Annotated in this window: 18 protein-coding genes, 5 tRNA genes and 2 pseudogenes; 16 read left to right on the top strand and 9 right to left on the bottom strand. The window is 42.8% G+C overall.

What is annotated here, in order from left to right:
• The first annotated feature begins 77 nt into the window (after positions 1 to 77).
• Positions 78 to 869, top strand: a complete 792-nt coding sequence (locus tag F986_RS01255) for an alpha/beta fold hydrolase (RefSeq protein ID WP_004691286.1) — start codon at positions 78 to 80, stop codon at positions 867 to 869.
• A 35-nt stretch (positions 870 to 904) separates the two neighbouring features.
• Here the strand turns inward: F986_RS01255 and F986_RS01250 are convergent, their stop codons facing one another.
• Entirely contained in the window at positions 905 to 2,077 is a 1,173-nt protein-coding gene (locus F986_RS01250; RefSeq protein ID WP_004691284.1) for an acyl-CoA dehydrogenase family protein, read from the bottom strand.
• Between the two features lie 192 nt (positions 2,078 to 2,269).
• On the opposite strand from F986_RS01250, the gene F986_RS01245 reads away from it, so the two are divergent.
• From F986_RS01245 to F986_RS18755, 6 genes and pseudogenes are all read left to right on the top strand, one after another.
• Entirely contained in the window at positions 2,270 to 2,527 is a 258-nt protein-coding gene (locus F986_RS01245) for an FAD assembly factor SdhE (protein ID WP_004691282.1), read from the top strand.
• Positions 2,528 to 2,532: 5 nt separating this feature from the next.
• Entirely contained in the window at positions 2,533 to 2,919 is a 387-nt protein-coding gene (locus tag F986_RS01240; protein ID WP_004691280.1) for a protein YgfX, read from the top strand.
• A gap of 520 nt (positions 2,920 to 3,439) precedes the next feature.
• The gene (locus F986_RS18490) at positions 3,440 to 4,477 is read left to right on the top strand and encodes a hypothetical protein (protein ID WP_004691275.1); all 1,038 of its coding nucleotides are present in this window, start codon (positions 3,440 to 3,442) and stop codon (positions 4,475 to 4,477) included.
• 71 nt (positions 4,478 to 4,548) lie between these two features.
• Positions 4,549 to 5,121, top strand: coding sequence for a rhombosortase (gene rrtA, locus F986_RS01230; protein ID WP_004691274.1), 573 nt, complete (start codon positions 4,549 to 4,551; stop codon positions 5,119 to 5,121).
• A 182-nt stretch (positions 5,122 to 5,303) separates the two neighbouring features.
• A pseudogene (locus tag F986_RS01225) lies at positions 5,304 to 6,906 on the top strand (TRAP transporter large permease subunit); the annotation flags it as partial.
• A 98-nt stretch (positions 6,907 to 7,004) separates the two neighbouring features.
• Positions 7,005 to 7,586, top strand: a complete 582-nt coding sequence (locus tag F986_RS18755) for a TRAP transporter large permease subunit (protein ID WP_407079387.1) — start codon at positions 7,005 to 7,007, stop codon at positions 7,584 to 7,586.
• Between the two features lie 402 nt (positions 7,587 to 7,988).
• Here F986_RS18755 and F986_RS01220 read toward each other — a convergent pair whose 3' ends face one another.
• The 5 genes from F986_RS01220 to rnr are packed head-to-tail and all read right to left on the bottom strand — an operon-like array spanning position 7,989 to position 14,157.
• Positions 7,989 to 8,408, bottom strand: coding sequence for a hypothetical protein (locus F986_RS01220; RefSeq protein ID WP_004691270.1), 420 nt, complete (start codon positions 8,406 to 8,408; stop codon positions 7,989 to 7,991).
• 12 nt (positions 8,409 to 8,420) lie between these two features.
• On the bottom strand, positions 8,421 to 8,633 hold the full coding sequence (locus tag F986_RS01215; protein ID WP_171057590.1) for a YheV family putative zinc ribbon protein: 213 nt from the start codon (positions 8,631 to 8,633) through the stop codon (positions 8,421 to 8,423).
• A 52-nt stretch (positions 8,634 to 8,685) separates the two neighbouring features.
• Positions 8,686 to 10,728, bottom strand: a complete 2,043-nt coding sequence (locus F986_RS01210) for a M3 family metallopeptidase (RefSeq protein ID WP_171057591.1) — start codon at positions 10,726 to 10,728, stop codon at positions 8,686 to 8,688.
• 52 nt (positions 10,729 to 10,780) lie between these two features.
• Complete coding sequence (locus F986_RS01205; protein WP_004691265.1) at positions 10,781 to 11,662, bottom strand: VanW family protein; 882 nt, start codon at positions 11,660 to 11,662, stop codon at positions 10,781 to 10,783.
• 56 nt (positions 11,663 to 11,718) lie between these two features.
• Complete coding sequence (gene rnr / locus F986_RS01200; RefSeq protein ID WP_026056488.1) at positions 11,719 to 14,157, bottom strand: ribonuclease R; 2,439 nt, start codon at positions 14,155 to 14,157, stop codon at positions 11,719 to 11,721.
• Between the two features lie 264 nt (positions 14,158 to 14,421).
• On the opposite strand from rnr, the gene F986_RS01195 reads away from it, so the two are divergent.
• The 7 genes from F986_RS01195 to F986_RS01160 all read left to right on the top strand — a co-directional run bounded on the left by F986_RS01195 (position 14,422) and on the right by F986_RS01160 (position 17,374).
• A tRNA-Ser gene (locus F986_RS01195) sits at positions 14,422 to 14,511 on the top strand.
• Positions 14,512 to 14,525: 14 nt separating this feature from the next.
• Positions 14,526 to 14,602: transfer RNA gene (locus F986_RS01190), tRNA-Arg, on the top strand.
• Positions 14,603 to 14,650: 48 nt separating this feature from the next.
• A tRNA-Arg gene (locus F986_RS01185) sits at positions 14,651 to 14,727 on the top strand.
• A gap of 48 nt (positions 14,728 to 14,775) precedes the next feature.
• A tRNA-Arg gene (locus tag F986_RS01180) sits at positions 14,776 to 14,852 on the top strand.
• Between the two features lie 991 nt (positions 14,853 to 15,843).
• A tRNA-Arg gene (locus tag F986_RS01170) sits at positions 15,844 to 15,920 on the top strand.
• Between the two features lie 269 nt (positions 15,921 to 16,189).
• Entirely contained in the window at positions 16,190 to 16,687 is a 498-nt protein-coding gene (locus F986_RS01165; protein WP_004691260.1) for a YcxB family protein, read from the top strand.
• 42 nt (positions 16,688 to 16,729) lie between these two features.
• Positions 16,730 to 17,374: a fumarylacetoacetate hydrolase family protein gene (locus F986_RS01160; RefSeq protein WP_004691257.1), complete on the top strand. Its 645-nt coding sequence runs from the start codon at positions 16,730 to 16,732 to the stop codon at positions 17,372 to 17,374.
• 59 nt (positions 17,375 to 17,433) lie between these two features.
• On the opposite strand, the gene F986_RS01155 is transcribed toward F986_RS01160, so the two are convergent.
• Complete coding sequence (locus F986_RS01155) at positions 17,434 to 18,240, bottom strand: AraC family transcriptional regulator (protein WP_004691254.1); 807 nt, start codon at positions 18,238 to 18,240, stop codon at positions 17,434 to 17,436.
• 104 nt (positions 18,241 to 18,344) lie between these two features.
• Between F986_RS01155 and F986_RS01150 the strand changes: the two are divergent.
• Positions 18,345 to 19,288 (top strand): annotated as a pseudogene (locus tag F986_RS01150) (DMT family transporter).
• 93 nt (positions 19,289 to 19,381) lie between these two features.
• Here F986_RS01150 and F986_RS01145 read toward each other — a convergent pair.
• The gene (locus F986_RS01145) at positions 19,382 to 20,632 is read right to left on the bottom strand and encodes a YihY family inner membrane protein (protein ID WP_004691249.1); all 1,251 of its coding nucleotides are present in this window, start codon (positions 20,630 to 20,632) and stop codon (positions 19,382 to 19,384) included.
• Positions 20,633 to 20,747: 115 nt separating this feature from the next.
• Between F986_RS01145 and wrbA the strand changes: the two genes are divergently transcribed.
• A complete protein-coding gene (gene wrbA / locus F986_RS01140; protein ID WP_004691248.1) occupies positions 20,748 to 21,341 on the top strand; it encodes an NAD(P)H:quinone oxidoreductase in 594 nt (197 codons plus the stop codon).
• Between the two features lie 44 nt (positions 21,342 to 21,385).
• Here wrbA and F986_RS01135 read toward each other — a convergent pair whose 3' ends face one another.
• Entirely contained in the window at positions 21,386 to 21,760 is a 375-nt protein-coding gene (locus F986_RS01135; protein WP_004691247.1) for a hypothetical protein, read from the bottom strand.
• Positions 21,761 to 21,848: the final 88 nt, after the last annotated feature.

Here is a 21,848-nt window from a genome sequence, read left to right as displayed (position 1 = left end):
GTTCTGTTTTTACTTTCTTAAACTGTAGGACTGGTGGATGATTTTAAAAACTTAAAAGATAAAGAATAGGGAATATTTTGAATATCTTAGAACAAAGTTACCAAGTCCCATCTGCGTCAAACATGATTCATGCTAAAAAATGGCACACTGATGCAGCAGATCACGCTGTAGCTCCGATTATTTTAATGCACGATTCATTAGGTTGTGTGGCTTTGTGGCGAGATTTTCCTGCCCAACTGGCACAAGCGACTGCGCGAGTGGTCTATGCCTATGATCGATTGGGTTTTGGTTTATCTGATGCGAGTACACAGCCCTTGGCACATAGTTTTGTCATCACTGAAGCAGAACAGACCTTTAAAGCTGTATTGGATTATTTTTCGATACAGCACTTTGTCATTCTAGGGCATAGCGTGGGTGGGGGGATGTCTGTTGCGATTGCTGCGGCTTATCCAGAGCGTTGCCAAGGATTAATTTCAATCTCTGCACAGTATGCGGTTGAAGCACTGACACTGAAGGGGATAAGTGAAGCAAAAATTGGCTTTCAACAAGCGGGACAAATGGAGCGTTTGGAGAGGTATCACCCAGAAAAGGCGCAGTGGGTGCTTGATGCATGGACTGAAACATGGCTATCGCCCGCTTTTCAAGATTGGAATTTGGCCAGAGTGATTGATGGTGTGTGTTGTCCAACGTTGATTATTCATGGTGAACTGGATGAATATGGCAGTACTGGACAACCTCAGCAGATTTTTGAAGGGGTGTCTGGACAGGCTGAGCTGCACATTTTAGAAGGTCTACATCATATGCCACATAAAGAGCAGCCAGAGTTGGTGGTTGCCTTGATTGCGGAGTTTCATCAAGTACATTGTTAAAAGTAAAAGCCCATCGAAAGAGGGGCTTTTTGATCTTAGAGTGAACGGGAAATTAACTCTTTCATAATTTCATTGGTTCCTGCATAAATGCGATTGGCACGATTATCTAGATAAGCCCGTGCAATCGGGTATTCCAGCATATAGCCATAGCCGCCATGCAGTTGTAGACATTCATCGACAACTTTAGAAAACATCTCGGAAATTTTATATTTGGCAGCCGCTGCGGCATCAATGCCGAGACTCTCTTCCAGTTGCAATTGCATACAACGGTCGAGGTAAGCGCGGCAAAAATCGATTTCTGTACGTAACTCCGCCAGTTTAAAGCGGGTATTTTGAAAGCTTGAAATCGCTTTTCCAAAGGCTTTACGCTCTTTGGTGTACTGAACGGTATGCGCCAGTGCTGCTTCTGCCCCCGCTTGGCAGATAATGGCCACCAACATGCGCTCCCAAGCCAGTTCTTTCATCAGCATGATAAAGCCCATGCCTTCCATCCCGAGCAAGTTTTCTTTAGGCACGCGCACATGATCAAAAAACAATTCGCAGGTGTCTTGTCCTTTCATTCCAATTTTATTGAGGGGTTTACCTTTACTGAATCCTGCACGATTAGCTTCAACGATGATTAATGAGAGATTGGCTGAACCTTTTTCACTGTCGCCTGTCTTGCAGACCACAATCGCCATATCGCAGAGATAGCCGTTGGTAATGAAGATTTTGGAGCCATTGATAATATAGTCATCCCCGTCTAAAACAGCTGTTGTTCGTACCGCTTGCAAGTCTGAGCCTGTGCCAGGTTCAGTCATAGCAATTGCTGTTACGGTTTCACCCGAAGCCATCCGCGTTAACCAATAGTGTTTTTGTGCTTCACTACCAAAGTTATTGATATAGTTCGCGACAATGTCAGAGTGTAGTGAAAACCCTGTCGAGGAATCCATGGCATAGGCTTGTTCCTCAATCAAAATCATACTGTACAAGCGGTCTACACCCGAGCCACCATAAGCCTCAGGCATAGTGGCACACAGTAGTCCCATGGCACCTGCTTTATTCCATAGTTCACGATCGACATGTTGTTGTTGTTCATATTTTTCAATATTCGGAACGACTTCTTTGGCGTAAAACTTTCGCACAGTTTCTCGAAATGCTTCATGTTCAGCATTAAATAAGTTACGCGGCAGCATATTGTGTAACGGGCGAATTGCGCCTGATTGCATGGAAGCTCATCCTGATGTTGTTATTTTGCTAAGAGAGTAGTGAAAAGCAGGACATGCGACAATGGACTGAATGCTCAAATCTATTTGATTTTTTGATGAGTTTTGCCAGTTGTTAAAATTGCGACATTTAACTAGTGGCGAGGGCGGTGTGATCGGTTAAACTAAGCCGTTTCAATTAATTTGGGGAATGTAATGACTGAAGAAATGAGCCTAGAAGAACGTAAAGTAATCTACCGTGCACGTCGTGGTTTAAAAGAAATTGATGTGTACTTTGACCCTTATGTGAAAAATTATTATCTTCAGGCGGATTCTGCAGAAAAGGCCATGTTTGCGGCCTTGGTTGAACAAGAAGATCCTGATTTGCTGGATTGGTTTATGGAAGTCTCTGAGCCGCCGCACCCTGAAATGAAAACATTGATTCAAAAATTAAAGCATTATGTACACGGATAAGTGCAATGGAACATCGTCATTTTCAACTTAAACCCAGCCGTTTGGCTTATGTGTTTCAGTTGTCGATTTATGCCGTTCTGATGCTGGTCCTGTATCAGCTACTTCCTTTTGGACTGTGGCTGATCGCTTTGGTTGCTGGCTTTGTGCTGTATTTGTTTTTTCTACGTGGGCCGCAACATTTTCAGCTTCAGCATTTAGATGGCCGTGATTGGTCTTTGTCACTTCAGAAACAAACCAATGCGCAACGCGTTCAAATCAGCCATATTGTGGATCATCGTGCTTATATTGTGATTTATTTTCAACATTTTAGAGCAAAACCGATGTTGGTTTGGTGTGATCAGTTACCCATCACGCAATGGAAAGCCCTGAAAATACTTACTAAAATGCAATAATTGTTGGACAATTTTAATTCGTAATATCAACCTAAACTATTGAAAAATAATAAATATAACCATATCGTATTTTGCGTTGTCTGACATATCTGAAGAAACTGATGTGCTTTTTTGGATTGTCAGACAACTTTCCTACAGTTTTTTGATCTTAAAATGTACATTCAAATCACCAACAGCAAACAAGGAAAATCGTATGATGATCCCAACTTGGATGTTTCTATTGGTAGCAATTGTGTTAGCGATTGTTATAGGACGATTAGGAACTGTGCTGAAGGAACGATTTGCACCAAACAAAGCCTAGCTAGGCTTCCCAGTTGATAAGTAGCATGTGCCGAACCGTCGCTATGCTACTTTTTTTTGCCTAAAAAAAAGTTAAGGCGTCATTTTAGTCAATTTTCCGCTTTTTATTTCATGGCAGAGTAGTGGTCTGATTTAGAGTAAATACTCTTTTCTTCGGAAAATGCTTCTGCTATGTTTATCAGCATGGACACATACAATTATACAAATAGAGGCCAGGAAAATGTCGCAAGTCCAAAAAATAGGCCAAGGTGTGGCTGTTGTAGTGCTTACAAGTTTATTATTTTCGGGTTGTTCACAAGTGGTTAAAACAGGCGCCAATGTTGCGCTTGGGTTTAGTGAAAAACATATAGTACCGCCTATTTTAGCCATGGAAGACGCTGAGATGGTGTGTAACTCAGGCAATGCTTTGACTCCTGCGATTATGTCGACCAAAGACATGGGGGCAGATCCAACGCGTGTGGCGGTTCTACTTTATTCAGCATCAGGTATTTGTGCGGAGAATCAGGCGCTTGAGGCAGAGTTACGTTATTTGCGTGCCTCGAAAGCAGGCAATGTCTCTGAAGCACAGGATGCTCGAATTGAACAAAAGCGTTGGGCGGCGACTGCAGCACAACGTCAATATACTGGCTATCAACTTTTTCAAAACCGATGGGAAAAGAAATATAAGAAACCATTGGGTGAAGGCTGCCCAAAAATGAACAGTGATTTGGATCAAACTGTATATATGCTGGGGATGTTGAGTGGGTTACAAGCCATGACCAATGATATTAACTCTGGTGGTGTAGTCAATGTTCCTAAAGACATTGCGGCTATTGTTGAACGTGGGATGGTATGTCTAGACAATGAAAAGTTTTGGGGTGCGCCGAATGCAACACGTGCGGTGATTTGGACCTTATTGCCAGGTGCGGGTGAAGGCAAACCTGATCCGTATCAGACCTTGAAACAATCGATGCAAATTGGGGAGCAAAAAGGGGTTCGTTTATCTCATGCAATGTATGCAATAGCGGCTCAAGCCAGTGGGGACGATGCCAAGATTCGTGATGCATTGAAAAGTTATGCGGCCTCTTATAGCGATGAAAAACAGAGTAATCCACAATTTAAACTGATTGATAGTATGGCCTCGAGTATGGTTCAGGGGATTTCAGATCGTTATTGGACTGAACACACGGGGACACGAACTGGGGATGGTGGTACGGCACATTTCTGGGATGAAAAAGAAGACCGTTCTGAGCTAGATGAGTTGTTTAGTGAAAGTTAACCAATTTTAAACTGAGCCGAAGCGCAGAAAAAATAACAATAAATAAATGAGCAACACGATAAGGACATGTGATGCATGATCAATTTTTGAATCGAAAAATCATTTTGATTGCGTTTGTCGTGTCGATCTCGGCATGCCTACAGATTTTTAAAGATCAATTTATTTATTGGCGAGTGGATATTTTTCCTGAAATTTGGCGCTTGTGGACAGCGCACTGGGTGCATGTGGGATGGATTCATTTTGCACTCAATATGCTGGCTTTTATGTGTTTGCCTTTTATTTTTCCACGGGCCCGTGTTTGGCATTTTGTGGCGTTATTGCTGATTTTACCGCCGCTGATTAGTTTGAGTTTTTATTATTTTTTGGGTGATATTGAAGCCTATGCAGGGTTGTCAGGTGTGCTGCATGGGATGTTCACTGCCATAGCCATTGTCCATTTGCTATACCGTAAAGAACGGATGTTTGCGAGTTTGGTGTTGTTTCTTATTTTAGGCAAATTGATTTGGGAAAATACCTTTGGCGAGAGTGCTACGGCTGAACTGATCGGGAGTCCAGTTTTGGTCGAAGCACATTTGTTGGGCGTGATCTGGGGAATTGTGATTGCAGCTTTGTATTTAATCGGGGTGAATCTATTTGATGAATAGAGGATTGACCTAAATTCTAAAAAGAAAATCTAGATTGTCATATTCAAAAATATAAATTTGATGCAAAGATAAACAAAACAAAAATCTAAAGGCAGAGAGAAAGGACAAGCTCGAGCCGACTAAAACGACAGGTTCTACGGTGTATTGCGCTGGACAGAACGGTAATAAAAATAGGAAACAACATGCAAAATCATGGACAGCGCAGATCAGGACTCGATCTGCTGAAGTATATATGGACCGAGTGGATTTCTACTTTTGTCATTCTGATTTTACTGTTACTTACGCTGTTAATTGGTACAGGTGAAATGATTCATGGCCAATTACTGCGTATGGGTGAGCGCTTATATGGCGATCCAGCCACGGGTATGCAGTACTCTTTTTTAAGGGCAGAGCCTGCCAAACCAGAGTGTAATCGTCAGCCGAATGTGGATGCTTTGGTCAAAACCCAAATGCAAGCCAACGCCGCAGATGAGTTCGCTGACTTCTTTGGTACGGCTTCGGAAGCGGATGTGCGTGCGTCCATTTTGGCAGGTGTACAGCAGTGTGAAGAAAAGTATGAGTTTTATGATAAAGCCATGCAACATATGGAGGCACATCCAAGTATTCGTGCCTATCGTAATTTTGAAACCACTTTTTTTGGTATTTTTAAGTTTGGAACAGAAAATCGCGCCATTCTATTAATTTTTATGGTGGTCTTAGCTGCGATTAGTGCCACCTTAAAAATCCATCATATTGGTTTGCGTGGCCCTGCAACCAAGCTGGATTATCGTGTTTATAGCTTACTGATGACACTGGGTAATGGTTTATTAACTTACTCAAGCATTAGTCAATTTAACTCAGTCAAAGACTCGGGTGTACCGATGAATGGCGAAACCCAGCTGATTTATTGGCTGTGGATGATTCTGTTTTCGGTACTCACCTTGATAAGTGTGTGGCAGCTGTTTAGCCCACCGAAAGAGGCCAAAGCCGGCGGACGTCTAGGCTTTGCTTTTCTGAGTGTTCCTCTGTATGCCTACATGGCAGTGATTACGGGTGTGGCATTTATCTTCTTCATGGACTACCCCATGGGGCAAGGGATTTACTTGGGACAGTTGGTTGAGTTCTCGAGTATTTTTCTGAATTTAGCACTGTTTATTTGGGCGGGTATGTTGTTGAAACAAACCCGTGTCGTGGATCTGTTCTTAAATATTTTGCGTCCATGGAATTTGGCACCTGAAACTTTAACTTGGTTGATTTTAATCGCTGCGGCTTTACCGACCGCATATACGGGTGCATCGGGGATCTTTGTGATTGCAGCAGGGGCGATTATTTATAAAGAAGTCTGGAATGCAGGTGGACGTCGTCAGTTTGCTTTGGCTGCAACGGCAATGTCGGGTTCGCTGGGTGTTGTTTTGCGTCCATGCTTATTGATTGTCGTGGTGGCATCCTTAAACAAAGAAGTCACGACGGACCTGCTTTATCAATATGGTGTTTACACGTTCTTACTGACCTCAACACTGTTTTTAGTGGTTTCACTCTTCTTTGCAGAGAGTAAATTCCGCATCGCGGCACCGAGTTTGGCCGCACCGAAATCAGGGCGTGCTTTCTTAGCAGTTGTGCCTTATATCGTGATTTTTGTCCTCACGTGGATGTTCTATAAATTCTTATTAGACACTGACCTAAATGAATTTACTGCACCTGTGATGATGCCTGTGATTTTATTGATGATCGTGTTGTTTGATAAATTACGTCATCAGCCTGCGCCTTTACCTGCTGTGGGGCATTGGGATGAGACACTCAGCGCAAATTATAACTCGGGTGGTGAACCTGCATTGGCTGGGGCTCAAGTTGCCCATGCAGAATACCGTGAAGGGCTACATGGTAATGCCGCAGATGATGGACAAGTGGTGAATCATGGGGTGGTTCAATCTAGTTCCATGGACGTGTTACGCCAAGTCGGTTTTTGGAAGTCGATGCATATCTCGATCAGTGAAACCGTTGGACACATTGGTGCTTTGGTTATTTTAATGGCACTGTCGGTGAGCGTGGGCGGATTGCTTGAACGTACGGAGGTAATGAGTTTCTTCCCGACTGATATTAGCAGTACGTTCTTGGTCATTACCCTGATTTTGGGGTTGATGGTCTTTGTTGGGATGATTATGGATCCGTTTGGCGCCGTGATCTTGATTTCTGCGACGGTTGCACCTGTGGCCTATCAATATGGTATTCATCCTGTCCATTTTTGGATGATCACCTTGATTGGCTTTGAGTTGGGCTATGTGACACCACCTGTGGCTCTTAATCATCTTTTAGCAAGACAATCCATTGGTGATGCCGAGGTGAATGAGGCCGATGAGGAAGTGCGTCATTTATCTTTCTATTATCGTTATGAACGTTGGATTTTACCTTTGATCGTGTTGTTCCCAGCGATGCTGATCATTGCTTATGTTCCATACTTCTTTAAGTTATTTGGCTGGTATCACTAAGTTGTGAACTTGAGTTAGACCATAAAAAAGCATCTTCGGATGCTTTTTTATGCTTTGGATTTTATTCATGATGATTTTAAGGAAAATGGTTTCTTTGTAGCGACTACCCACTCAAATCAAAACAAAGTACAAGGGTATTGTTAAGCGTCCCATCTTAAAAAATCAGCCCTTACTTGCTCAATGATAAGAGCTAATCGACAAATAAACTCCTTCTAAAAGATATCCTTGGCATGAGCTAGGGGTTGTGATGTATAGCGACTTTATTAGTGGAGGTGGTTCAAAAGAGATGATGAGTTGTGTAATGGCTTTGCGCTGATTGAAAAGGTGGATGAAGCAGCAGGGCAAAAAAAGACGTTAGCGTATCAGTCGATAGGCTAACGTCTTTAAAATAATAACCGTATTTTACTGAGCAGCCAATTGGGCTTCTAACAGTTTAATTTGTTCTTCTTTGAGCTTTACCAGTTCATCGGCATCTTTGTGCTGTGCTTGCAAGCTCTTTTCCTGTTCCTTCAACTGGCTTTGAATATCGTCCAGTTTCGCCACTTCTTCTTTGGCAAGTGAGGCATTTTCAGGTACAGGTGCTTTTAAAATATCTTCTTCGACCAATTTAATGGTGTTGTCAGCCATGGCGGTCGAAGCTGCTTTTTCAGCTTCTGGAAGCGCCTTCACGGTCGGTTGAATCAACTCCGCTTGGTGCATCGGTGTTGCAGACTCTTGTGCAGCAAACAACCATTGATAAAGTGCAAAAATCGCAATGATTGCGACTAAACCTGCTGTAATACCCCAGAGTAATTTAGGGTTGTTGTGTTGTACGGACGACATTCGATTCAACCTTTATTCTTTGGATTGACGTGGTTTAAATTGAATGACCCCAACCTCGTCAGGGATAGCGGCGATCTGAGGCTCGTCTACATGAGTTGGACGATTCTCAGAATAACCACAGTCGATACATTCAATCCATTCATCGTCATTCGAGGTAAGCATAACAACTCGATCCATCGCCTGACATTTAGGACATTTTGCACCTGCAATGAAACGACGTTTAATAGTCATTAGACTTACCTTCTGAACAATTTAGGCGCCTAGTTTACTCACTTTTTTAGCGGTTCGTCCAACCTTGATGACGAAGTAAAGCATCTATTTTTGGCTCGCGTCCACGGAAATTGATAAATGCATCAAGCGCTGTATCTTTTCCGCCAACTGCTAGAATAAACTGACGAAATTCTTTTCCAGTGGCAGTATTAAAAATCCCTTCATTTTCGAAGCGATCGAAGGCATCACTGGCCAAAACTTCCGCCCATTTATAAGAATAATAACCCGCTGCATAGCCGCCTGCGAAAATATGGCTGAAGCTATGTTGGAATCGGTTATAAGGAGTAGTCTCTAAAACAGCGTATTGTGCACGGATGTCATTTAAGGTGGCTTGGATCTGATCTGCTTTCAAAGCAGGGGCTGCTTTATGAATGCTGAGATCGAACAGGGCAAACTCAATTTGACGTAAACTTTGCATGCCAGATTGGAAGAAACGCGCGTCCAGCAAGGCTTTCAGTAGACTTTTTGGTAAGGTTTCTTGGGTCTCAATATGTGCACTGAGCAGGTCTAAGCTTTCGGTATCCCATGCCCAAAACTCCATGAATTGGCTTGGTAACTCTACCGCATCCCATGCCACGCCGTGTGTCCCCGCAACCGCAATATTGTCAACTTCTGTCAACATATGATGTAAACTATGTCCAAATTCATGGAACAAGGTAATCACTTCATCATGTGTCAGCAGCGCTGCTTGATCTCCCACAGGTGGCGTAAAGTTACACACCATATAGCAAATAGGTTTTTGTAGGCCTTGCGTTGTTTGGGTGCGAGAGCGGAAACCACTCATCCATGCGCCACCACGTTTGCCCTGACGTGCATAGAGGTCAAAGTAGAATCCACCGACCACTGCACCTTGATCTTCGAGTTCAAAATAGCGTGCATCTGCGTGCCAAACAGGGGCTTCACGCTCCACAATTTGAATCCCATAAAGACGGTTCACAATGCTAAATAAGCCCTGCAAAATCTTGGGTGCAGGGAAGTAGGGCTTGAGTGCTTCTTGAGATAAATTGAACTGTTGGACTTTCAATTTTTCCGAATAATACGTGCTGTCCCACGGTTTTAAATCCTCAATGCCATCTTCAGCTGCAATAGCTTTCAGCTCCGCCACTTCTTTGAGCGCAGGGGCACGTGAATGTTCAGCCAAATCACGTAAGAACTGATCCACCGTTGCTACATTTGGCGCCATTTTGCTGGCCAATGAAAGCTCGGCGTAGTTGTTGAAACCTAACAGTGCAGCCATTTCCTGACGCAGGCTTAAGATTTCTTCCATCGCCGCGGTGTTATCAAACTCAGCGTGTTCCGACTGATCAGATGCACGTGTGGTATAGGCACGATACAGTTCTTCGCGTAAAGGACGGTTTTCCGCGTAGGTCATAATTGCCAGATATGATGGGAAGTCTAAAGTGGCAACGGGTTGATCCAGTTCGCGCTGCTGACCATATTGTTTTAACAGTTCAACACTGCTTTGGGGTAAGCCTGCCAGTTCATGTTCCGCTAACGGTTTGAAATAGGCTTGGGTTGCATCCAGAACATGGTTGGAAAAGTCGGATGATAGTTGTGATAAGCGTGCGGAGATTTCTGCATAACGTTTTTTGGCTTCACCTTCTAAAGCCACCCCTGACAGTTTGAAGTCGCGCAGTGCAAGTTTAATCGCACTTTGTTGGGCTTCAGGGAGGTGATCAAATTGTGCAGCATCATGAATGTGTTGATAGGTTTGATACAGTACTGTGTGTTGACCTAACTCGGTATAGTATTCACTTAAGCTTGGTAATAGTGACTGGTACACCTCACGAGTTTCAGCATTGTTCATCACGGCATTGAGGTGGGACAGCACGCCCCATGCTTCACTCATATTATTTTCTAAATGATCGACTTGTTCTAAGACCGCAAGCTGTGCCTGAATTGATTCAGGGACTTCGCTCAGGTCTTTTAAGAAACTTTGACCCTCTTGAATTGCTTGTTCGATCTGCTGTTGGAGTTGTACTAAGGTGATTTGATCAAACTGTGGTACAGGCAAGGTTGCTTTTTCTAATGTCATGCGTTTAAGCCAAATTAAAAGTTCAGTTATCCCTAGATGTAAGGGTGATGCCGTGGGAAATCAAGTTTTAATTGGTTTTGATGTTTTGCGCTGCTTGAAATTCAGCCCATGATCGGTAGTGTTGGTCAATGTGTGAGGGCTGATAAAGCACTTTGGCAAAGTTACGGGTCATACATTCAGTTGCTAAGATTTCACCGCTTTTATATTTTTCTTTACGGTGTCGCCAAATTTCGTTTTGACGATAGTAATCCGTCCCGATTTTTAGGAAGGCATGCTGTTGCTCAAACACATGGTAGACATAGCCTAAATCGGCGGAACAGCGCAGTTCACCTTCTAGGCATTTCTCACTAAACCAAAGCCGAATTTGGAAGCTATGCGGGGTGGGGTTGTAAAATTGATAATCGATATAGTTATAAAAAATTGCAGCGCCACTACCAAAAGGAAGTACACGGCCATGATCTGGGAAAGGGTCAAAGGAGTGCTGAGAACGTTGTACCACTTGTAACGGGCTATGCAAGACAAGCCAGTGAATGAGATTGGCAATTTGGCAAATACCGCCGCCGATGCCACCGCGAGCTTGGCCAAAGCTGAGTTCCATTCCCTCGACATAGCCTTTTTGAGTTGTCGGTTGTCCCACCAACTGACAAAAAGAAAACGTTTGTTGTGGATGGATTAAAATCCCAGAAATACACGGACTGGAAATTTTGAGATTGATGACTTTATTGTGTTGCCAGTGCTGATCGCTGTCGCCTAATTTACGAATCAGAACGGACTGATGCTTTTTGACGCGAAAAGCCAAAGGGGCGTTAGAAAATGAATGTGCATAGTCTTTCCCATCTGTTTTCCATTGCCAATAGCGCATCACACGTCGGCTACGCGTGGCCATGAAATAAAGCAGGGGATGATATTGGCTGATGGGTTTGCTTAAAAATAAACGCAAAAAATTCATGTTGGCCCTATGAAAAAAGGTACTAGAACATGAAGCCCTAGTACCTTTTACATCATTTACTCAGTTTTTGCTTTTGCATTTGATTTTTTCTTTTTAAGTTTAGCCTTTTTCTTCACTTTATCTTTAACCTTCGTTTCAGACTTTGATGAAGATTTTTTACCAGGCTTTTTGCTGTAGGAGCTAGGTTGGGATTTATCTTTTTTGCGTCGTATGGGCTGGTCTCCACTGTTACTGGGAGAGGCGTTTGTCGACTCGCTAAAGACTTCTTCTTTACTTTCGCTTCGTGCTGTTTTGGCTTTGCCAACACGGGGTGCTCGACTACGTATGGGCCGACCACCATGTGAGAGTTGCTGCAATAATTCAAAATCAATTTTGCGGTCTTCTAAATTCACTGCTGCAACTTTGATTTTCACTTCATCGCCCAAGCTAAAGCTTTGACCACGTGCCTGCCCAATCAAGCTCTGACTTGGTTGGTCATAGACAAAGTAGTCATCGCCCAGTTGGCTAACATGGATCATGCCGTCAACATATAAGTCTTTGAGCGTCACAAATAGACCAAATTCCGCTACGGCAGAAATGGTACCGACAAACTCTTCACCTAAATGTTGCTGCATATAATGACATTTCAACCATGTGGTGACAGAGCGAGACGCTTCATCTGCACGACGTTCAGTCGCTGAGAAATGTTGACCAGCATCATCTAGCGCAGCCCCTGAAAGAGGTGCAGGTTTATGTTTTAACTTGGCTTTAATGGCACGGTGTAACAACAAGTCTGGGTAGCGACGAATTGGAGAGGTGAAGTGCGTATAGGCTTCATATGCCAAACCAAAGTGACCCGCGTTATTCGCACCATAGTAGGCTTGCATCATTGAACGTAACAGCACGGCATGAATACTTGGTGCATCAATACGGTCTTTGGTTGCATCAATCACGGCTTGGTAGTCTTTCTGAGTCGGCTGTTCTGGGAACGATAGACCTAGAAGTTTGACAAAGTCGCGTACTTTTTGAATGCGTGAAAACTCAGGTGGTTCATGAATACGGTATAACATTGGCACATCATGTTGTAGCGCATATTCAGCTGCTGCCACGTTTGCCAACAACATACATTCTTCAATCAGTTTGTGAGCATCATTACGCGTACGCGGTAAAATTTCCTTAATGCCGCCCAGTTCATCAAAGGTCATGTAGGTTTCAACGGTTTCAAATTCCATAGCATGACGTTCTGCACGTAAACCTTTGAGGACTTGATAAAGTTGGAACAGGGTGTTTAAGGATTTGCGCACATCACGGTCTTCTGGGATGGCACTGCTGTCGCCTTCAAAGTACTGGGCAACATTGGTATAGGTTAAACGTGCCTTTGAGTGCATCACAGACGGGTAGAACTCAAACTTGGTGACGCGACCGGCACGTGACAGGTTTAAATCACAGACCATACATAGACGGTCCACATGCGGATTGAGTGAACATAAGCCATTCGAAAGAGCTTCAGGCAACATCGGTAAAACAAAGTGAGGGAAATACACCGATGTACCCCGTTCTTGAGCTTCATCATCTAGTGGTTTGCCTGAACGGACATAGTGACTGACATCTGCAATAGCCACCACCACACGGTAACCGCCGCCTGGACGTTTTTCTGCATAGACTGCGTCATCGAAGTCGCGTGCATCTTCACCATCAATAGTGACTAAGGCTAAATCTCGTAGGTCAATACGACCTTCACGGTCCTGCGCTGAAGGCTCTTTAAAGCTTTCTGCTTCTTTAATCACTTCTTCTGGGAACTCATATGGCAAACCAAACTCTAAAATGGTTTGCGGAATAATAATTTCAGTGTCGGCCTTGTCTGCCATCGATTGCACAATATGACCTGTCGCCAACTCATCTTTGGTTGGGTAGTCATCAATTGCGACACGAACCGAATCGCCCACTTTGACTTGTGCGTGTTCGATTAATTCTTTTTCTAAAGTAATCGGTTGGTGCGCATTCGGATTTGCTGGCTGAATAAAGTATTCACCATCATGTATTGATACTTTACCAATGATTTGCTTCACACGGTGTTGCACCACTTCGGTAATAAAGCCCCAAGCTTTACCTTTGCGGTCTACTGAGGTTTGACGCACTTTAACACGGTCACCATTAAACACTTGGCGCAGTTCGCGTTCAGGTAGAAGTAAGTCTTCATGCCCTGCAATATTCGCCGTGCCAAAGCCTTTACTGTTGATGTAAACCGTTGCTTCATGTTCAGGTTGCTCTTCGGCAATTTGAAACTTGAAGCCATCTTTCATCAGTTGACCATCACGAACCATCGCAATTAAGCGATGGCTGAGTGCTTCAATGCTTTTTTGATCTGCAATTTCAAAAATTTCGACCAAGTCCGCATGTGATAACGCCGTCTTTTTTTCTTCGATGGTTTCTAAAATGAGCGTGCGGCTCGGAATAGGGTTGTCATAACGTTCAGCTTCAGCTTTTGCTTCAGGATCGACCCAATTTTTCATAATGTCTTTGGCTGTATGTCAGTAGATAGGATTAGCATAAGTCATGCGAAGACAGACTGCACGCAAATGATTGCAATATTGTGTTTTATGTCGGCAATTTAGAATATCTGCTGTTTTATTCAACATGCAGATGTAGAGAAAAGAAAAAATTCGAATGAATCCGCTCTAAATTGTTTAAAAAGTATTTAATTGAACAGAAATATGCAAAAAATTGAGTGTCTGTGCTTGCAGTGCTAGCATGAAGTTTGTATTATGGCCGCACGTTACGGTGAGATGGGTGAGTGGCTGAAACCACATCCCTGCTAAGGATGCGTACGGGTAACTGTACCGAGGGTTCGAATCCCTCTCTCACCGCCAACTTTACTTATGTCGCGCTCATAGCTCAGCTGGATAGAGCACTTGGCTACGAACTAAGGGGTCGGGAGTTCGAATCTCTCTGAGCGCACCAATAAGTAAACTGTATGTAACGTATCGCCTGAATTGGCACACAAGTAATGCGCTCATAGCTCAGCTGGATAGAGCACTTGGCTACGAACTAAGGGGTCGGGAGTTCGAATCTCTCTGAGCGCACCAATAAGTAAACTGTATGTAACGTATCGCCTGAATTGGCACACAAGTAATGCGCTCATAGCTCAGCTGGATAGAGCACTTGGCTACGAACTAAGGGGTCGGGAGTTCGAATCTCTCTGAGCGCACCAACTTGAACAATCAACCGCACATGTTGCGGTTTTTTTGTGTCTGATCATTTTATATTTGAAAAATATTAATTTCTCAAGAATGTAATTAATGTGATTGCAATTAAATAGCAGTAACACATACAGATTGCGAGAATAATAGTTTTATTGATCTTTTTTTGCATTTTAATATTTTGAGGAATGCTATCGGAAATCTGAAAAGATGCCAAAGATCCGAAGAATAAATAACTTATAAATATGAGTATGAGTGAAATCCATAAACTATTTTTTTTATTAGAAATAGAGTTTTGATCATCTGGAGAAGTAGTTAAATAATTAAATGTTTGTTGGCGATTGTTTTGATCTATGAAAATGATGTCTTTTAAATGTAGTGAAGTATATCGCCCTGTCCGTTTATGTATTTGAGCATAAAATAGTACACTTTCAACTTTTATTTCAGATGAATAAGCTAATTTACAGATATTTTTTAGTTTGTTAGTGCAAAGTTGAGAATAAAATACGTCACCATTCTGGCTTATATATAGGCTTTGACTATTATCTCGAAATTTTGACACGGTAAAAAAATAGTTTGAAGTCATATGCCTTTCAAATACGTGCCATTCGTTTGAGTGTAAGCTTTCAATATATCGAACTTGATTTTTTATTGTTTTAATAGAATAGCCAATGACGATGAGCAGGATAAGTATAGATGCTATTGCTGGTCCAATTTTACTCATGTTTAAAGTTGATTGATCTGCTTGATTTGGTATTTGTATCTTAAATTAATTTTATGCAATTCTTCTATTTGATTATAAAGAATCTCATACTAGTTGTGGTTGCTGTTTTTGAATTTGCACTAATTTTTAATGTATTGAGTGAATATTGTAATTATTTATATATTTTTTAGCGACTTAATCTGATTTATGTACGATTAATAAACATTTGATGGTTTGTTACTACAAAATGACTTATCAAAATGAAATAAACCATATACAATGCACCCCATCAAGACGTCGCGCTCATAGCTCAGCTGGATAGAGCACTTGGCTACGAACTAAGGGGTCGGGAGTTCGAATCTCTCTGAGCGCACCAACTTGATCAATATTGAAAAAACCGCACATGTTGCGGTTTTTTTGTGTCTGCACTTTCTGTTCAGTAGAAATCCATAGCATGGATGGATTTTTTGCCGTAGTTATTCAGTTGTTTCTTGCATCTCAGTTTTATAATGCGGTTCTGATATCGGTATGGCCTCGGCTTGAGTGGATCGCCGCTAATCAACATCGATCTGCTAAAGTCCTAAAAAAATGACCGATTGTGTTGTAGTATTGAGCACAATATTTTTAGCTATTTGATATGACCCTATGTCAGAGAACAAGCCTGCATTATCGACACGTTATTTCCTTACTTTAGAAGAATCCCAAGATGGTTTTGCCTTAGCGACCTTTGGTAAAAAGCAAATGACACGTTTTATCACGCCGTTGATTAGTGTCGGGATTATTGTGTGGGGCTTTATGCTCGGCTTTTCAGGTGTCGGTCGCTACTATGTAGCGTTGGGTATATTTTTCTTGGTTTTACAAATTCTCATGCGCTATTGGTTTCTGCCGATGATGTTTAAGCGCCAATTTGTGAAATATCAGTTTGGTAAAAGTGAGCAAGGCATCGATTTATACCAAGATTATGCGGAAATTTATGCCAATGGTCGCAAGCAAGTGGTCCATTATAATGAAGTGCAAAAGTTTGCCAGTGGCAAGTTGACCTATATGCTTGAGCTGAAAAACCGTACTGTGGTGATTGTGCCTAAGCGTGCGTTGGCCGATAGTGCGGATCAAGCAAAATTTGAAAATACTTTCAAAAAATAAGCATTTTGTTCCATAACACCATCAAAAAATCAGAGGAAGATCATGAGTACACGTCCATCTAAAATTGTCTGTGTCGGTCGTAGTTATGCAGACCATGCCAAAGAATTAGGCAATGCGATTCCTGATCGTCCCGTTTTATTTATCAAACCACCGAGCAGTTTGCTCAGTTTAGATGCGGGCATTTCTTGGAATCCTGCATGGGGCAGCTGCCATTATGAATGTGAACTGGTTTTACGCATTGACCATCGCCTAAGCAAAGCCGCCGATCCAGCTCAAGCCCTGCAAGCGGTGGGAGCTGTGACTTTAGGTTTGGACTTAACCTTGCGTGACTTACAAGATGACTTAAAAACCAAAGGCCAGCCTTGGGAACGTGCTAAAGCCTTTGATGGTTCGTGTGTGCTGGCAGACTGGGTTGCTGTTTCCGATGTGGTACAGGACTGGGATGATGTGCATTACAGTTTTCATGTTAATGATGAGCTGCGCCAAGCGGGCAACACTGTACACTTAATTTTTGACATTGGCACCTTGCTGGCCGACATTAGCCAAGTCTTCACTTTGGAAGCAGGCGATGTGGTCATGACAGGCACACCTGCTGGGGTCGCTGCATTACAGGCGGGTGAGCAGTTGAAAATGACCCTAAAAGGCAAAAAACAAGACTATTCGTGGAATACCTTTGTCAAAGCTTAATTTGCAGACTTTCAAACCTTCATCATTCAAAAGATCACTTCGGTGATCTTTTTTTAGCGTTATTGGTGGCTATGGTACAGTTTGCGAAACTGATCGGGGGTATACACCATCCAGCGTTTAAACATATTAATAAAGGCCGATGCATTGGCATAGCCCAAATCCAGCGCGATACTTTCGACCTTTTTTCCCTCTGTCAGCATGCTCATGGCTTTCATGACTTTTAAGCGCTGTCGCCATTCATTCAAGGACATGCCAAGTTCTTTTTGACTATAACGTGCGAGTGTGCGTTCAGTCATATTGTGCTGTACTGCCAGTTGTTGCAAAGAACTGTTATCCACAGGGTGCAGATGTAAAAAATCTAAAATGCTTTTTAGGGTCGGGTGTTCAGAGTGCGGTAAATAGCTACTGACCAATTCTGCATGGTGTAATTGGTCAAGCAAGACATAGAGTAAGCGCATGTGTTCAGGTGCATCATCTGGCAGGCTATGTTGTCTCAAATGCTTAAATAGTGCCGAGACCAAAGGTGAGCTGAGCATAATACCGGCTTGTTGAGGCAGATGAGTGCATAAGCTTTCATGGATATACAAGGTGCCATGTGAAACATCGGTACGATTTAAGCTGCTATGGGCTACATTGGGTGGAAGCCAAATGCCATAAGGTGGCGGGGTAAGGTAGTCAATCTGATTGATATTCACCTCCATCACACCATTAAAGGCATATACAAATTCACCCCATGCATGTCCATGCACAGGATAAACCGACTGCGCGGGGTCTTCACGAAAGCTGATCCACAATAATTTATCAATATGATCATTGGTTGGTAATTGTTTGAGTGGTGCGCTCTTTTTTTGTTGTCGTTGGGGCATGGCTGAAATTGCCTGAATAAGAAGATCTCTTGTCTGTTTTAAATTATATGTTTTATTTCAGACAAATCTATAGTGAGCTTTGATCTTTTTCAGTGGAGCAGGTCATGAGTAGTCGTCAAGCGCTGGACAGTAAGGCCTCAGGGATTATGTTTGGGCTGTGTATTTTGTGGGGATTACAACAAGTGGTGTTAAAGCTTGCTGCCCCCGATATTTCTGCAGTGATGCAAATTGCACTTCGCTCAGGTTTATCTGCGTTGATGGTTTACCCCATGATCAAGCTGGCAAAGGGTACATCTTTATGGGGGCGAGACTACTTACCCGCAGGAATTTTGGTTGGGCTTTTATTTGCAGCAGAATTTTTTCTGGTCGCTCAAGCTTTACGTTTTACCTCCGCGGCGCATACCGTAGTTTTGCTGTATACCGCGCCTATTTTTGTAGCATTGGGTTTGCACTGGAAGTTGCCTTCTGAGCGTTTATCATTTATCCAGTGGTTGGGCATTGCATGTGCATTTTTGGGGATCGTGATTGCATTTTTATTTCGTCCTGCAGCTTCACAAGCGGCTGCGAGTTCTGCACTTTGGGGCGATGCTTTAGCACTCTTGGCAGGGGTGTTGTGGGCTGCCACGACCATTGCAGTTCGGCTGACTAAACTAGCAGAAGCACCAGCGACCCAAACTTTGTTTTATCAGCTTTTTATCGCTTTCTTAGTGTTATTGCCTGTGGCTTTTTCATGGGACAAGCGACAATTCACTGGTCTGTATTATCCGTTACAAGTTTGCTTTTCCATACCGTTGTCGTGTCATTTGCCAGTTATCTGATTTGGTTTTGGCTGTTGAAAAAATATTTGGCATCGCAGTTGGGAGTCTTTTCTTTTTTGACCCCAATCTTTGGCATGTGTTTTGGTGTAGTGTTACTCAATGAACAGTTGGAACTCAACTTTTTGGTAGGTACATGCTTTGTGTTGATGGGTGTGATGGGTGTGATGGGTGTGAGTTTGCATCACAAAATTAAGCAGTATGTACAGGCATTTAAAATGGCTTTGCAGTAAATACTGAGTCGGCTTGAACCTGTCTTAAACTCAGGCCGATTTGAGTTGGATGATAAAAAAACGTGTCTTGGACACGTTTTTTTATATGAAGTCTTAAGACTTATCATCAAAAATTGTAGACAGTGGAATGGCGAGTTTGGCCGCCAAGTAATCATCCGATTCTACTAACGCTGGGCCAATTTTTTGCATCCAGACATCATCAGGATGGACATTACCCAAATCTTTACGCTTTGGTAAAGGATAAGGAAGTTTGCTGTAAAAACTCCAAAAATCGACTTGAGATAAATTACGTACTAGCACATATTGGTTGTCATCGGTACGTTTGACTAAGTTTTGTTGTTCAAGCATAAACACGTAACTCGGCCAACGCCCCAATTCATCCCGCCCTAATACATCTAAAGCTTCATCATCAGAGACACTGAGTCCTTGCTGTTGCTTTTTATAAAACAGCTCCAGCAAATCTAGTAGCATAATGACTGGGTGCCGTTTTTGCTCTTTATGGGAAGTAAATGCGGTCAGGGCATAACTAATTTCGACCCCAATCAAGACAATATTCCACGACAGAAAGATCCATAACAGGAAAATGGGAATTGCAGCAAATGCACCATAGATAATTTCATAACTGGTGAAGTTCGACATAACGAAGCCGAATAAGTTTTTTAGGAGTTCAAACACGACGGCACTAAATAAACCTGCAATCAAAGCGGATTTAATCGGGACACTGCGGTTTGGAATGGTCCAATTCAGAATAAAAAAGCCGACGACGGTTAAGCAGAATGAAATCAGCCACAGGACAAATGCGCCATCAAGCTCATAGCCTGCAAAATTATTGCTCAGAACATTGAGCGAAGCCATCGTCGACGAAATAACAAAAGCACTGCCGAGTAGAATAGGGCCCAAAGAAATAATGGTCCAATAGCGCATAAAGCCAATAATGCCGCCGCGAGTCTCACGAACGCGCCAAATTCGGTTAAAGACTGTTTCAATACTGGTTAGCATCATGACGGTGGTGACGAATAAAAATAAGATCCCAATAATGGTTAAATTACTGGATTTATCGGTAAACGCATTTAAGGCCTTATCAAAAGCAATCGTGGTTTTCGGTAAAAAATTACTATAGATCAGTTGTTGTAATTGCTGCCGTGCAGGTTCAAGTGCTTTGATTGAGGAAATGATCACCAAAAAAACGGTTAGCATCGGAACGACGGCAAATAAGGTGGTATAGGTCAGTGAACCTGCTTGTTCACGACATCGATCGGCCTCAAAGCGTCGCAGTACAAATAAAACGAACTGAAACCAAGTTTTCTCATAGAAAGGAAGTTTTCTTAAGTACTGTTCTAACATAGGCAAAGTATCTCTTTTGTTTTCTTCATCTTTTCTACATTTTTCACCCTAAGCTTAACCAAAAAATAGGAAAAATACCGTATAGTTTTATTTTTTCTGTTACCGAACTCTATTCATGCAAACCTATGTTTTAGTTTTATATTACAGCAAATACGGCAGTACCCGTGAAATGGCGCATCTGATTGCAAATGGAATTGAAGCCAGTGGTGTTGCAGTTAAAATTCGAACGGTGCCAAATATTGCGGCTGTGGTGAAGGAAGCAGAGCCGAGTATTCCTGCAGAAGGCGATATTTATTGTAGTTTAGCGGATTTGGAGAACTGTGCTGGTTTAGCGCTAGGCTCACCAACTCGCTTTGGCAACATGGCTTCTGAAATGAAATATTTCCTCGATCAGACCACCAGTCTTTGGCTCAATGGAGCACTGCATGGCAAGCCGGCTTGTGTGTTTACCTCATCAGGTTCGATGCATGGTGGCCAAGAAAGTACTTTATTGACCATGCTGCCACCGTTGTTTCATCATGGCATGATGATTTTAGGGTTGAACAATGCCATTCCCGCATTGTCACATACGAAAACAGGTGGAACACCGTATGGTGCGAGCCATGTCAGCGGGCCTCGACATGATCAGCACTTAAGCCAAGATGAAAAAGTGCTGTGCGAAGCTCAAGGTAAGCGTCTTGGGGAAGTTGTGAAGAAACTACAAGCCTAGAACATTGAGACATGAAAAAAGCCCATCCATGATGGGCTTTTTTATTATTGGGCTGGCTTCAGATGCTGTTCTTTGAACTTTGTACCGCACTTGAGACATTTATAGTCAAGAAATACATTTTTATCGACAATCACACCCGCTTTTTTACCAAAACGATGTCCTAAAAAACCACCTGTCACACCAATACTGACTGCACCGACAAAAGTGCCAATGGTACCACCCATAATCACCCCAAGAGGTCCAGCCGCTGCACCGATCGCTGCACCAATAGAGGCCCCAGATGCTGCACCACCGACGGTACCAGCGGTTGCACCTGCCGAACTGAGCAATACGCCCCCAATTTTAGTCAGTTGTTGCTCGTGATTGCGTTTTTCAACATCACTAGAGCCACATTTTGGGCAGAGAATTGTATTTTCCATAGTCTATTGGCCTATTCGGGTGACCAGTGATTGAAGCTGGCAGCCGTTTTACGGTGTGGATGACACGTTGCGCAGAACAACCGTGTTT

The organism is Acinetobacter johnsonii CIP 64.6 (genome assembly GCF_000368045.1).
GTDB lineage: Bacteria > Pseudomonadota > Gammaproteobacteria > Pseudomonadales > Moraxellaceae > Acinetobacter > Acinetobacter johnsonii.
This window is presented reverse-complemented; position numbering and strand designations above follow the sequence as displayed.

Bases quoted from the DNA above. Each gene is read 5' to 3' on its own strand.
- F986_RS01250 (WP_004691284.1), bottom strand. From the start codon at position 2,077: ATGCAATCAGGCGCAATTCGCCCGTTACACAATATGCTGCCGCGTAAC.
- F986_RS01245 (WP_004691282.1), top strand. From the start codon at position 2,270: ATGACTGAAGAAATGAGCCTAGAAGAACGTAAAGTAATCTACCGTGCA.
- F986_RS01240 (WP_004691280.1), top strand. From the start codon at position 2,533: ATGGAACATCGTCATTTTCAACTTAAACCCAGCCGTTTGGCTTATGTG.
- F986_RS18490 (WP_004691275.1), top strand. From the start codon at position 3,440: ATGTCGCAAGTCCAAAAAATAGGCCAAGGTGTGGCTGTTGTAGTGCTT.
- rrtA (WP_004691274.1), top strand. From the start codon at position 4,549: ATGCATGATCAATTTTTGAATCGAAAAATCATTTTGATTGCGTTTGTC.
- F986_RS01220 (WP_004691270.1), bottom strand. From the start codon at position 8,408: ATGTCGTCCGTACAACACAACAACCCTAAATTACTCTGGGGTATTACA.
- F986_RS01205 (WP_004691265.1), bottom strand. From the start codon at position 11,662: ATGAATTTTTTGCGTTTATTTTTAAGCAAACCCATCAGCCAATATCAT.
- F986_RS01165 (WP_004691260.1), top strand. From the start codon at position 16,190: ATGTCAGAGAACAAGCCTGCATTATCGACACGTTATTTCCTTACTTTA.
- F986_RS01160 (WP_004691257.1), top strand. From the start codon at position 16,730: ATGAGTACACGTCCATCTAAAATTGTCTGTGTCGGTCGTAGTTATGCA.
- F986_RS01155 (WP_004691254.1), bottom strand. From the start codon at position 18,240: ATGCCCCAACGACAACAAAAAAAGAGCGCACCACTCAAACAATTACCA.
- F986_RS01145 (WP_004691249.1), bottom strand. From the start codon at position 20,632: ATGTTAGAACAGTACTTAAGAAAACTTCCTTTCTATGAGAAAACTTGG.
- wrbA (WP_004691248.1), top strand. From the start codon at position 20,748: ATGCAAACCTATGTTTTAGTTTTATATTACAGCAAATACGGCAGTACC.
- F986_RS01135 (WP_004691247.1), bottom strand. From the start codon at position 21,760: ATGGAAAATACAATTCTCTGCCCAAAATGTGGCTCTAGTGATGTTGAA.